Origin of the sequence: Saccharospirillum mangrovi (assembly GCF_003367315.1) — a bacterium.
Taxonomy (GTDB): Bacteria; Pseudomonadota; Gammaproteobacteria; order Pseudomonadales; family Natronospirillaceae; genus Saccharospirillum; species Saccharospirillum mangrovi.
Window position 1 is genome coordinate 2,946,301 of the sequence record NZ_CP031415.1, and the last position, 12,255, is coordinate 2,958,555.

The window sequence follows — 12,255 nt, forward strand, 5'->3', positions numbered from 1 at the left end:
TTTGAGATTCAACATACATGTTTATAAACGGAGCCATCTTAATTCTCGCCGGCGGGCAAAGCCGTCGCATGGGCTTCGACAAAGCACAACTGCCAATCGCCAGTACAACCTTGCTGGATTGGCAGCGCGACCGTTTGGCTGCGCTGGGCTTGCCGATTTGGCACAGCGGACCGGATGGCATTGAAGATGAATGGCCGGATTTTCGCGGACCGTTGGCGGGTATTTACAGTGCGGTGCAACAACAGCCAGGCGTAGCATTCTGGGTGCTGGTGCCGGTGGATATGCCAGCGTTGCCGCTGTCAGCTTTGCGGCCGTTGATAGAATCTGTGCAGCAAACATTCCGGCCAGTGGCTTATCAGGACACGCCCTTTCCGCTGGCAGTGCCCAACACCGAAGCAGTTGTTAGCGCGCTGGACCTTTGCCTGAATCGGCCAGGCGGGCGCAAATCCATTCGAGCTTTTATGACGTTGTCTGAGGGAAATTGGCTGCCATCACCACTGACCGACGACGACACTTTGAACATCAATACGCCGGATGACTGGGCTGAGTTTTTGCGCACATTGGGCGGGTCACAATAACTGCACCGCTCGTTTTGCCCGTGCAGTCAACTCGGCACCGCCGGTTTCCAGATATTTTCTGATGTCGTCCTTCATCGGTTTCGCCCAGAATTTTCTGACATGAGTTGCGATGATTTCGGCGGCTTTGTCCTCATCCAAAGTGGCCGATATGTTGTCGGCAATTTGGTTAATCATCTTGATCAGTTTTTGGGTTTGCTGACTCATTAAATTCTCGCTTGCCTTAGCTCAGCCATACACCAAATGACGGCCATCGCGCGCAAAACCGACCAGTCGAATGCCAGACTGCTTCGCTTGCTGAACCGCCAGGCTCGACGCACCACTTACCGTCACCAACGCACCCAAATTACATTGCGCTGCCTTGGCGACCAGTTCAAAACTGGCGCGGCTCGACAGCAACACAAACCCCGACTCGGTGTCGATGCATTCGCGCTGCAAGGCGCCGATCAATTTATCCAGCGCATTGTGCCGGCCCACGTCTTCACGCACGCACTGAATTCGGCCGGCAGCGTCGCACCAGGCGGCGGCGTGAATAGCGCCAGTCAGTTGCTGCAAGGGTTGGTAATTTTGCAATTGATTCAGCGCGGTTTGGATGGCAACGGCATTGGGAATTGGGCGTGGGGTAGCGGTGGGTAGTGCGCGATTTACTTGGTCGAGCGAGTCTTTGCCGCACAGTCCACAACCACTCGGGCCGGCCAGGGTGCGCCGTTGTTGTTTCAGCGCATCCAAACGCGCGCCGTGAATGTGCAGATTGAGTTCAATGCCGCGCGCGCCATGATCGATCACGCTCAAGTCATACAGCTCTTTTGCGTTTTCAATAATGCCTTCGCTCAGACTGAAACCCAGCGCAAAGTCTTCCAAATCGGTCGGTGTCGCCATCATCACCGCTTGCGTCTGGCCGTTGTAACTGAAAGCAATCGGGCACTCTTCGGCGAGGCTGTCGTCTTGCTGGCTTTCCTGCCACGACGTTGACTCACGACGGCGGCGCACCGTTACCGATGCAACGCGAAAACCGCTGCGGCCGATGTTGTCCAAGACTTTAATCGCCATCGTTATTTCACCACCGTCGATTCGGTTTCCACGCCCGCCCTCAGAAAACCCCACTGCTTTTTATCCTGCGCGCGATGGCGTTGTTGCCAGGCGCTGGGGTTGGCAACTTTTTCACATTGCACTGCGGTAACTTTGTATTCCGGGCAATTAGTGGCCCAGTCGGAGTTGTCAGTGGTGATCACATTGGCGCCGCTGACCGGATGGTGAAACGTGGTGTACACCACGCCCGGCTGCATACGCTCGCTCACTTTGGCTTGCAATACCGTATCGCCACTGCGGCTGGTAATGCCCACCCAATCGCCATCGTTAATGCCGCGTTCGCTGGCATCGTGCGGATGAATTTCGAACCAGTCCTGTTCGTGCCAGTTCTGGTTTTCGGTGCGTCGGGTTTGGGCACCGACGTTGTACTGGCTGAGAATGCGGCCTGTAGTCAGCAACAGTGGGAAACGACGGTTGCTGCGTTCGGTGGTCGGCACGTAATCGGTGACAACAAAGCGGCCTTTGCCAATCGGAAAATCCTGTTCGTGCATGATCGGCGTGCCGTTCGGATGTTCGTCGTTGCATGGCCATTGCAGACTGCCGAGTTCGTCCAGTTTTTGGTAAGTGACGTTTTTGAACGTCGGCGTCAGACTGGCAATTTCCGCCATGATTTCTTCAGGGTGACCGTAGTCCATTTTGTAACCAAGTGCGTTCGCCAAATCCTGAGTGATTTCCCAGTCGGCTTTGCCCGCCAGGGGCGGCATCACTTTGCGCACACGATTGATGCGCCGTTCGGCATTCGTGAAGGTGCCGTCTTTTTCCAGGAACGACGAACCGGGTAACAGCACGTGCGCGTACTTAGCCGTTTCGTTTAAAAAGATGTCCTGCACGATCAAACATTCCAGCGAACTCAACGCCTGTTCAACGTGCTGGGTGTTGGGGTCCGATTGCGCAATGTCTTCGCCCTGTACATACAAACCTTTGAAACTGCCATCAATCGCAGCGTCGAACATATTGGGAATGCGCAAGCCCGGTTCATGGTCGATGTTCACGCCCCAGGCCACTTCGAAACGTTGACGCGAATCGTCTTGCGCCACGTGCTGATAACCCGGCAATTCGTGCGGGAAACTGCCCATGTCGCAACTGCCCTGAACGTTGTTCTGACCGCGTAGCGGATTCACGCCGACGCCTTCGCGACCAATGTTGCCCGTCGCCAGCGCCAGGTTGGCGATGCCCATCACCATGGTTGAACCCTGGCTATGCTCGGTCACACCCAGACCGTAATAAATGGCACCGTTGTCGGCGTTCGCATACAGCCGCGCCGCTTCACGCACGCGGTCGGCCGGTACACCGGTGATGCTTTCGGTCGCTTCCGGCGACAAACGTTCGTCGCGAATAAAGGCGTTCCAGGCGGCGTATTCGCTGGCATCGCAACGCTCGGCAATAAAGGCGCGATCTTCCAACTCTTCGGTGACGATAACATGCGTCAGCGCATTCACCAGCGCGACATTGGTGCCTGGCCGCAACGGTAAATGAATGCCTTCACCGCCGTGCGGGGTGGTTAATAAATCGATGGCACGCGGATCGGCCACAATCAGTTTTGCGCCCTGGCGTAAGCGACGCCGCAGTTGCGAACCGAACACCGGGTGAGCGTCGGTCGGGTTGGCGCCGATGACCAAAATGCAATCGGCCTGCATCACCGAATCGAAAGTTTGGGTACCGGCACTTTCGCCCAGCGTCTGCTTCAATCCATAGCCGGTCGGTGAATGGCAGACGCGCGCGCAGGTATCAGTGTTGTTGTTGCCAAAGGCGGTGCGCACCAGTTTTTGCACCAAGTAGGCTTCTTCGTTAGTGCAACGCGAGCTGGTAATACCACCGACGCTGTTACGGCCGTATTTGGCTTGAATGGCTTTGATGCGATCGGCCGCAAATTGCAGTGCAGTGTCCCAACTGACCGGCCGCCACGGTTCATCAATATGGTCGCGAATCATCGGTGTAGTGAGGCGATCCGGATGCGTCGCGTAACCGAACGCAAACCGGCCTTTCACGCACGAGTGGCCGTGATTCGCCTGACCATTTTTGTACGGCACCATGCGCACCACGGTGTTGCCTTTCAGCTCGGCTTTGAACGAACAACCGACGCCGCAATAAGCGCAAGTCGTGACCACCGAACGCTCGGGTTGACCGAGTTCGATAACCGAATTTTCCATCAAAGTTGCGGTCGGGCAGGCCTGCACACAGGCACCGCAGGAGACGCATTCGGAATCCATAAAGGCATCGTTTTGACTGGCGGCGACGTGCGAATCGAAACCGCGACCATCGATGGTCAGCGCGAAAGTACCCTGCACTTCTTCGCAGGCGCGTACGCAACGCGAGCAGACAATGCACTTGCTGGCGTCGAAGGTGAAATAGGGGTTGCTGGTGTCTTTGTCGGCGTCTAAATGGTGTTTGCCATCGTAACCGTAACGCACTTCGCGCAGGCCAACCTGACCGGCCATATCCTGCAATTCGCAATCGCCGTTGGCGGAACAAGTCAGGCAATCGAGCGGGTGATCGGAGATGTACAGCTCCATCACATTGCGACGCAATTTGGCGAGGCGTGCGTTCTGGGTGGTGACGTTCATGCCTGCGGCGACCGGCGTGGTACAGGATGCCGGCAAGCCGCGCCGGCCTTCAATTTCGACCGCGCACAATCGGCACGAACCAAAGGCTTCCAGGTTATCGGTGGCGCACAGTTTGGGGATTTGAATACCGGCAATAGCAGCGGCGCGCAACACCGAGGTTCCTTCTGGAACGGAGATGTCCAACCCATCAATGGTCAGAGCAACACGACGACCCGATTCAATGGCCGGCGGTGTACCGAGGTCGCGGTCTGAACGGTTGTTGGGATCGAAAACGTGCAGCATGGTCAGGCCTCCTGCGACACGCGCGCGGCGTCTCGGTGATCGTCGTCTGGATGAAAATCGTCCGGGAAATGGTTCAACGCGCTGCGCACCGGGTTCGGCGTCATGCCGCCCATGGCACAGAGCGAACCGTCTTCCATGGTGTCGCATAAATCGCGCAGCAAAATCAGATTGTTATCGCGTGCTTCATTGGCGCGAATGCGATCAATCACTTCCACGCCCCGCGTCGAACCGATGCGACACGGCGTGCATTTACCGCACGATTCCACCGCGCAAAATTCCATCGCAAACCGCGCTTGTTCGAGCATGTCGACGCTGTCGTCAAACACCACAATACCGCCGTGACCGACCACCGCCCCGACCTCGGCAAAGGCTTCGTAATCGAGCGGTGTGTCCCACAAATGTTCCGGTAAATAAGCGCCCAGCGGACCACCAACTTGCACCGCCCGCATCGGCCGGCCCGTCGCGGTACCGCCGCCAAAATCGTTCAGCAATTCGCGCAAGGTCACACCAAACGCCAACTCGACCAAACCGCCGCGCTCAATATTTCCGGCCAACTGAAACGGCAAAGTGCCGCGTGAACGGCCCAGGCCAACATCGGCATAGGCCTGGCCGCCCTGCGCCAAAATAAAAGGCACTGCCGCCAGCGTGAGTACATTGTTCACCACCGTTGGTTGACCAAACGCACCTTTCAACGCAGGCAATGGCGGTTTGACACGCACCTGGCCGCGCTTGCCTTCCAGACTGTCCAACAGCGACGTTTCCTCGCCACAAATATAGGCACCCGCACCGAGTCGAACTTCCAGATGAAAGGCGCGGCCGGAATTCAAAACGTTGTCGCCGAGGTAACCTGCGGCCTCGGCGATGGCAATGGCCTCGTTCAAAACTTGATGGGCGATCGGATATTCCGAACGCAAATAAATAAAGCCGGTATCGGCACCGACGGCGAGGCCGGCGATGGTCATGCCCTCGATCAACATAAAGGGATCGGCTTCCATCACCAGTCGATCGGCAAAGGTGCCGGAATCGCCTTCGTCGGCGTTGCAGACAACAAACTTGCGACCGGAAAAACGACTGTGGCCGTTGCTGGCATCGGCGTCCAACACCGTCTGCCATTTAATCGCGGCCGGGAAAGCCGCGCCGCCGCGACCGCGCAAACCCGAGGTTTTTATCTCATCAACAATTTCCTGCGACGTTTTACTCAGCGCCTGCCGCAAACCGACATAGCCGCCGTGGTGAAGGTAATCGTCCAGCGACAACGGATCGGTGATGCCCGCACGGGCAAAAGTGAATCGCTGCTGTTTTTTCAAATAGGGAATATTTTCAGTGAGGCCGAGGTACAACGCATGGCCGGGTTGACCATCAAGCAGACCGCTTTCGAGCAAGGCCGTTACGTCTTCCGGCGCAACCGGACCATAAGCGACACGGCCCTGGTCGGTTTCCACTTCCACCAGCGGCTCCAACCAGAACAAACCGCGTGAGCCGTTGCGCACCAGCTCGATGTCGGGCCTCGCCTGCAACAGCGCGGAGGCCACCTCGTCAGCACCGAGCGACAGCGCCGTGGTATCGCGCGGAACGTAAACCCGAGTCATGCGTCCGGCTCCTGTTGCAAAGGCTGAATCGTCAGCGGCTGCGTTAACGCCTGGTCCAGCAACGCATCCAACCGTTGATTCGTCACCCGGCCATACACCGCATCGTTCAACCGCACCGCTGGCCCAGTAGCGCAATTACCCAAGCAATAAACCGGCTCTAAAGTGACTTCGCCATCGGCCGTGGTCTGATGAAAACGGATGCCAAGTCGCTGTTGAACGTAGGCTTCCAAAGCCCGGCCACCACGCGCCTGACAGGCTTCGGCCCGGCAAACTTGCAACCGGTTACGGCCGGTCGGTTCGGTATTGAAATCGTGATAAAAACTGATCACGCCCTGCACTTCGGCGCGACTGATTTGCAAACCCTGTGCAAGCATCGGCACCGCGTCGCTGGGAATAAAACCCAGGCGATCACGAATGCGATGCAACAGTGGCAACAGCGGACCTGGCTTGGTTTTGGCCGCCTCGATCTCAGCGGGCAGCCACGCCAATGAAGTATCCGTCTGAGCGGACGAAGATTGCGGTGATGTCGGCATGGTTATTCTTATTCGGCACGGTCGTTGTGATTCAGTGAGCCGATCCGCCTTCCGATTCACCAACCAGCGTTCAGCGAAACCGACTCCATTTCAACTTCGCATACTAGCCCTTTATCCAGCAAGGACGATTCTGCAAACGACATTTGGGCGAGGTTTTATGGCTGTTAACGTCATGAGCAACAGGCTTTAAAGCCAACACAAACTCACCCTAAGCGATTGAATCACTTTTATTTTCAGCCGAAATAGGACTGAGAGTGACCTATCACATCACTAACCTCAGCGATCCATTTCCTCCAGGATCCAACGGTATGAACAACCCAAGCGACTTCCCCAAAGCCACTCTGGTTTCCGTCAACAACATCACGCTCGAAGTCTTTGAAGCAGGCAAAGAAAACGCCGGCAACCTGGTCGTGCTGTGCCACGGCTGGCCGGAACTGGCCTACACCTGGAAAGAACAAATCCCTGCCTTGGTCGCCGCCGGCTACCACGTCATCGCCCCCAACCAACGCGGCTTTGGCAACTCCTCCTGCCCGAGCGAAGTGACCGCTTACGATTTGGAACATTTAACCGGCGACCTGGCCGCCCTGCTTGATCATTACGGTTACAACGAAGCGGTTTTTATTGGTCACGATTGGGGCGCTATGGTGGTCTGGGGATTGGCGCTATTACACCCGACCCGCGTCAGCAAGATCGTCAACCTGAGCGTACCGTACATGGACCGTGGCGACATGCCCTGGATCGACATGCTCGAAACCATTCTCGGCCCCGACTACTACATGGTCGACTTCAATCGAAAACCTGGAGTCGCCGATGCCGTTCTCGAAGCCAATACCGAAAACTTTTTACGCAATCTCTATCGCAAAAACGAACCCATGGCCGCACCAGCGCCAGGCAACATGATGGTGAATTTGGCCGAAGCCGACAGTGCCGCCGGCGAATCCTTGTTGAATGACGAAGACCTGACCGTCTTTGTAGAAGCCTTCAAAAAATCCGGATTCACCAGCAACATCAACTGGTACCGAAACCTGGATCGAAACTGGCATTTACTGGCCAACGTCGACCCTATTATTCAAAAACCAGCGCTGATGATTTACGGCTCACGCGACATGATTCAGCCGTCACCGACGCTGGCAAATTCGGTTCCCAAAGTTGAGGTCGTAACCTTGGACTGCGGCCACTGGATCAGCCAGGAAAAACCGGAAGAGACTAATCAGGTTATCGTTAGTTGGTTGGAGAAAAACTAACCATCCCACTGTAATAAACCTTACGGAAGAGCGTGGTTCTCAAGCACACACATAGAGCCACACCCTTTCTATTTCTTTGCTGTAATTAAGAACGGCTTGATAGCGACCGCACAGTCAGCAAGGAAAAATAAAAACCTCTCTCAGTACATTCAATAAGTCTTCAGATTTTAGAGTAATATCCGCGCTATTGAGCACACTAACGCCAGTGGTCATTTCTTTGTAGTGGCCGAGGTATTCGGTACGGCATTAGATTACTGATCTGTTCCAGGGCAGATGCACTACCATTGGTAGTAGCTTTAAATTCCCAGTGAATTGATGCGTCCAGTTTCTGATATAGCCTCAGTCAGATAGTGGGCTAATTACTCGGTTCTTACCGATTTGTGGCCAATTCTTCAGACTTTAATAATTCCAAAATAATTTCAGCTTTTTCACGATCAGTTCCATCCTTAATTACCTGACCACCCTGCCCAGCAGGCTTAGCGGTGGCCGCTTTAAAGCGATCAGCCGCGTTTTTTGCTTTAACAACGTTTAGGCGTTTCGGTTTGGCTTTGGCGGGAGTTTGCTGCCAATCCTGGCGGGTTTCATCGATTGGGGCTGTGATGGCCTGTTCATCAATGGTGGCGCGGCGGGCGGCGCCGAAGGCGGATTGGCGGGGGGCGGGGGCAGCCATGTCGACAGTGGCGACGAATGGCAATGTCACCCGAATTAAACGGCGTTGGCCGCGTGGTAAGGCTTGTAATATTTCGGCCTTGCCGTTGGTAATGGATTGCACATCGGCAATGCGATCGACCAGTGGCCAGCCCAGTTTTTCGGCTAATTGATATGGCAAAAGGCCAGACGCTTCTCCGGTTTCAGATCGAATGCCAGTTAATAGAATATCGCTTGGATGCTGAGATAAATAATCCGCCAGAATCGTCGTCACATCGCTCTCTGGGTTTGCTTTTAACTGCGTCAGTTGCGGCAATCCCATACCCAGATATTGCTTTAAGGCCGGCTCGCCGGATGGACCTACATGCAGAACCTGAACGTCGGTGCCGGCTAATTTCAAACCCATTTCCAGCGCACGAGCGTCTTGTGCGGCACGTTGTTCGCGGCCGGACTTTTCGTGCTGGCCGATGGAAACCAGAGTTGTAATTCGCAGGTTTTGATCAGGCGACATGGCGAGAGGCCTCATCCGTTTCCAGGGGTATTTCCGACTGGCCGCTGACCAAGGCTAACAGCTCCGCCAGGATGGCCTGGCTGTCGCCGATCACAGCAAGATCGGCGCGTTTTACCATGTCGCAGCCTGGGTCCATGTTGATGGCAATCACTTTGTCGCACTGGCCGATGCCTTGCAGATGCTGGATCGCACCGGAAATACCAACGGCAATATAAACGCGTGCCGTCACCCAGGTTCCGGTGGCACCGACCTGGCGGAAGCGCGGCATGTGGCCGTCGTCAACGGCGACTCGGCTGGCGCCTTCGGTGGCGCCAAGAGCCGCCGCTACCTGGTGGAATTGGTCCCAGTCACGCACGCCGTTTCCGCCCGATAAAATAAATTCCGCCTCACTCAACGCAATCTGACTCGGGTCGACGTTCACCGCGCCCAAATCTTCAATACGTGTATCCACCTTGGTAACAACAGGCACATCAATAGGCGTGGCTTCGTGTCGGGTTTCACTGACAGGCATAGCGCATTCTTCGGCGAGCAATAGAACGCGCGGCGTGGGACGTTGCCAATCGGTTTTATCGAGACCACCTCGGCAAACCGTTTGTTGTGCTGATACCTGCCAGGCGTGAGTGGCGGCTCGAATATTGAGGCGGACGGCAAGCCGACGACCGAAATCGGCCCCACCCTGAACCGAATCCGGGAACAGCCAGAAGCGCGGTGTGTATTGCGCTTCCAATGCTGTTAACACAGCGAGTTTTTGCTCGGGACAATAGCCTTGGTAATCCGGCAAATGCAGCAACCGGTCGGCGCCGGCCGAGCCGAAATCAACGTCACGCGCTGGACCAAAAGCCACCGCCAACACGGCACCTTGGCCGCCAAGCTCAGCAACTAACTGATGCGCCTGACCGAGCACGTCTTTATCGTGACCGCTTAAACGGCCAGCGGCTAAATCGACCACAACGGCAATAAAATAGTCCGGCGTTTTAACTTGATGCAGTGGCAATTCAACCGTCGCTGTCGCGGTTTTCTGAGCCGTGCGACGCAGCAAAGAGTTTGATCCAGACTTGGCCGAACGATCAATTCGCTTGATGCCATTCGGGCCGATAAACCCAACCGCGTGTGGATTTTTACGCAGCAAACCGGTGGGGCCACGCACTTCGGCACCGGTGTTTAATTCGGCGTGTTGCGGATGCAGGCGATTGCGCGCAATGCGCTCCAGCCTTGGGTTGCGACGGATGACATTCGACATCAATGCACCTCCGCTAATTGCTCGGCAACCAGTTCTGCCAAATCGCGAATTTGCGGCCGCGGTTCGACTACACCTTCGAGCATGGCGGTGCATTGTTGGCAGGCCACGGCGATGGTATCGGCTTGAACGGCACGGGCGTCTTCGATGCGCATGTCGGCAATACGGCGTTCACCCGGCACATCGGTAATGGGCGCGCCACCGCCACCGCCGCAACAACGCGACCGAAAACCTGAGCGCTGCATTTCGCTGACTTCAATTCCCAGTGCGGCCAGCACAGAACGCGGCGATTCATATTCGCCGTTGTAGCGGCCCAGATAACAAGGGTCGTGATAGGTCACTGTGCCGGTTGATGTGGAATTCACTCGCAGTTGATGTTGCTCCAGCAAATCATTGATGAACATGCTGTGATGCATCACGTCGTAGTGCCCACCGAGTTCACCGTATTCATTGCGCAACACGTGGAAAGCATGCGGGTCGGTGGTAACGATGCGGTTGAATTGATATTGACTAAGCGTCGCAATATTTTGCCGCGCCAGTTGCTGAAAGGTGGCGTCATCACCAAGACGACGAGCCACATCGCCGCTGTCTTTTTCTTCATCGCCGAGGATCGCGAAATCGACGTTGGCAGCGCGCAAAATTTTTACGAAGGCGCGCAAAATACGCTGACTGCGCATATCAAAAGCACCGTCGCTGACCCAGAACAAAACATCGGCTTTTTGCTTGTCTTTTATCAGTGGTAATTCGAGGTCGGCCGCCCAATGCACACGGCTGGCCGGGTCGAAACCGTTGGGGTTATCGGTGGCGATTAAGTTGTCGATCACTTCCGCGCCTTTGTGCGGTGTCTCGCCGCGTTCGAGTGTCAAATAGCGGCGCATATCGACGATGGCATCAACGTGTTCAATCATCATCGGGCACTCTTCAACGCAAGCGCGGCAGGTGGTGCACGACCACAAGGTGTCGGCACTCACCAGGCCATCGACAATCACCTGCCCCGGTCCGCCTTTGGCGTCGCCGATGGGCTTACCCGGATAGGCACTGCCGGTGTAGTTGGCATCGGTACCGCCGGCCAAACCGACCACCATGTCCTGAATCAGTTTTTTCGGGTTCAGCGGTTGGCCGGCGGCGAAGGCTGGGCACACGGCTTGGCAACGGCCGCATTGTACGCAGGCGTCGAAACCGAGCAGTTGATTCCATTTGAAATCTTTCGGTTCGGCGACGCCCAAAGCGCCATCGAGATCGACCGCTTTCAAACCGGTCGAACGGCCACCGCCAAAGCGTTCGGGGCGACGATGAAACGCCAGATGCAAGGCACCGGCAAAGGCGTGCTTCATCGGCCCGCCCCAGCCCATGCCGAAGAGTAATTCTGATAAACCCAGTGCAATACCGATCAATAAAATCGCGCTGAATAACCAGCCGCCAAATTGATCCGGCAACAAGCCACTGGCGATGAGCGTCAGCACAAAAAACGACGCCGAAAAACTCAACAGACTTTTCGGCAAGCGCATCCATGGGCCTTTGGATAACCGTTCTGGCGGATGAATTCTTCGACGGGTAACAAACACAGCGCCGACGAACATCAAGGCCGTGGCAAACAACAAAGGCCACAGTAAAAACGGACTGCGCAGATTGAACAGATAGACCGGCAGGATCAGCAGCATCGCCAGCACAAACCCACCAGCGGTTGCGACGTGGGTGCGCGACATGGCTTTGTCGCGGTCCACCACATGGTGCAAATCGACCAGATAACGACGCGGCATCGCCAATAAACCGGCCGCTAAATCAACCGCTTCGGGTTGGCCGGCGCGCCACAATAAAATTCGTCGCACTGCGCCAATCACCAGCAGCAGCAACGCAGCCAATAGTAAGGCGGGTAATATACGATCAAGCATTGTCTCGCTCCGCTCGAAACGGGAGACGTTGAACGGAAGACGCGAAACGCTGGGTTTGACTAACTGGCGTCAGGCGTCTTCCGTTCAGCGT

The 12,255-nt window shown here is 55.9% G+C and carries 10 protein-coding genes; 2 read left to right on the forward strand and 8 right to left on the reverse strand.

All coding sequences use genetic code 11. From position 1 onward, the window contains the following. Positions 1-17: 17 nt before the first annotated feature. Positions 18-578, forward strand: a complete 561-nt coding sequence (gene mobA, locus DW349_RS13970) for a molybdenum cofactor guanylyltransferase (protein WP_108126344.1) — start codon at positions 18-20, stop codon at positions 576-578. Here the strand turns inward: mobA and DW349_RS13975 are convergent. The 5 genes from DW349_RS13975 to DW349_RS13995 are packed head-to-tail and all read right to left on the reverse strand — an operon-like array spanning position 570 to position 6,632. Then, the gene (locus tag DW349_RS13975) at positions 570-782 is read right to left on the reverse strand and encodes a formate dehydrogenase subunit delta (protein ID WP_108126345.1); all 213 of its coding nucleotides are present in this window, start codon (positions 780-782) and stop codon (positions 570-572) included. The genes mobA and DW349_RS13975 overlap by 9 nt on opposite strands. A gap of 21 nt (positions 783-803) precedes the next feature. After that, positions 804-1,625 (reverse strand): formate dehydrogenase accessory sulfurtransferase FdhD, encoded by an 822-nt coding sequence (gene fdhD, locus DW349_RS13980; protein WP_108126346.1) that lies wholly within the window; start codon positions 1,623-1,625, stop codon positions 804-806. Positions 1,626-1,627: 2 nt separating this feature from the next. Then, on the reverse strand, positions 1,628-4,510 hold the full coding sequence (fdhF, locus tag DW349_RS13985) for a formate dehydrogenase subunit alpha (RefSeq protein ID WP_108126347.1): 2,883 nt from the start codon (positions 4,508-4,510) through the stop codon (positions 1,628-1,630). A 2-nt stretch (positions 4,511-4,512) separates the two neighbouring features. After that, positions 4,513-6,099 (reverse strand): formate dehydrogenase beta subunit, encoded by a 1,587-nt coding sequence (locus DW349_RS13990; protein ID WP_108126348.1) that lies wholly within the window; start codon positions 6,097-6,099, stop codon positions 4,513-4,515. Beyond that, positions 6,096-6,632, reverse strand: a complete 537-nt coding sequence (locus tag DW349_RS13995) for a formate dehydrogenase subunit gamma (RefSeq protein WP_108126349.1) — start codon at positions 6,630-6,632, stop codon at positions 6,096-6,098. Before DW349_RS13995 ends, DW349_RS13990 begins: the two co-directional genes overlap by 4 nt. Before the next feature lie 308 nt (positions 6,633-6,940). Here DW349_RS13995 and DW349_RS14000 point away from each other — a divergent pair, with 308 nt between their 5' ends. Continuing rightward, the gene (locus tag DW349_RS14000) at positions 6,941-7,876 is read left to right on the forward strand and encodes an alpha/beta fold hydrolase (RefSeq protein ID WP_108126350.1); all 936 of its coding nucleotides are present in this window, start codon (positions 6,941-6,943) and stop codon (positions 7,874-7,876) included. Between the two features lie 370 nt (positions 7,877-8,246). Here DW349_RS14000 and etfB read toward each other — a convergent pair whose 3' ends face one another. Genes etfB through DW349_RS14015 form a run of 3 tightly spaced genes read right to left on the reverse strand, consistent with a single transcriptional unit; the run spans position 8,247 to position 12,164 of the window. Further along, positions 8,247-9,035, reverse strand: a complete 789-nt coding sequence (etfB, locus tag DW349_RS14005; RefSeq protein WP_108126351.1) for an electron transfer flavoprotein subunit beta — start codon at positions 9,033-9,035, stop codon at positions 8,247-8,249. Next, the gene (etfA, locus tag DW349_RS14010; protein WP_108126352.1) at positions 9,025-10,275 is read right to left on the reverse strand and encodes an electron transfer flavoprotein subunit alpha; all 1,251 of its coding nucleotides are present in this window, start codon (positions 10,273-10,275) and stop codon (positions 9,025-9,027) included. The genes etfB and etfA overlap by 11 nt, the downstream gene beginning before the upstream one ends. Continuing rightward, positions 10,275-12,164, reverse strand: coding sequence for a (Fe-S)-binding protein (locus tag DW349_RS14015; protein WP_108126353.1), 1,890 nt, complete (start codon positions 12,162-12,164; stop codon positions 10,275-10,277). The genes etfA and DW349_RS14015 overlap by 1 nt, the downstream gene beginning before the upstream one ends. Between the last annotated feature and the right edge of the window lie 91 nt (positions 12,165-12,255).

What these genes read in the sequence shown, in the direction of transcription:
- mobA (WP_108126344.1), top strand. Translation starts at nt 18, where the DNA reads ATGTTTATAAACGGAGCCATCTTAATTCTCGCCGGCGGGCAAAGCCGT.
- DW349_RS13975 (WP_108126345.1), bottom strand. Translation starts at nt 782, where the DNA reads ATGAGTCAGCAAACCCAAAAACTGATCAAGATGATTAACCAAATTGCC.
- fdhD (WP_108126346.1), bottom strand. Translation starts at nt 1,625, where the DNA reads ATGGCGATTAAAGTCTTGGACAACATCGGCCGCAGCGGTTTTCGCGTT.
- fdhF (WP_108126347.1), bottom strand. Translation starts at nt 4,510, where the DNA reads ATGCTGCACGTTTTCGATCCCAACAACCGTTCAGACCGCGACCTCGGT.
- DW349_RS13990 (WP_108126348.1), bottom strand. Translation starts at nt 6,099, where the DNA reads ATGACTCGGGTTTACGTTCCGCGCGATACCACGGCGCTGTCGCTCGGT.
- DW349_RS13995 (WP_108126349.1), bottom strand. Translation starts at nt 6,632, where the DNA reads ATGCCGACATCACCGCAATCTTCGTCCGCTCAGACGGATACTTCATTG.
- DW349_RS14000 (WP_108126350.1), top strand. Translation starts at nt 6,941, where the DNA reads ATGAACAACCCAAGCGACTTCCCCAAAGCCACTCTGGTTTCCGTCAAC.
- etfB (WP_108126351.1), bottom strand. Translation starts at nt 9,035, where the DNA reads ATGTCGCCTGATCAAAACCTGCGAATTACAACTCTGGTTTCCATCGGC.
- etfA (WP_108126352.1), bottom strand. Translation starts at nt 10,275, where the DNA reads ATGTCGAATGTCATCCGTCGCAACCCAAGGCTGGAGCGCATTGCGCGC.
- DW349_RS14015 (WP_108126353.1), bottom strand. Translation starts at nt 12,164, where the DNA reads ATGCTTGATCGTATATTACCCGCCTTACTATTGGCTGCGTTGCTGCTG.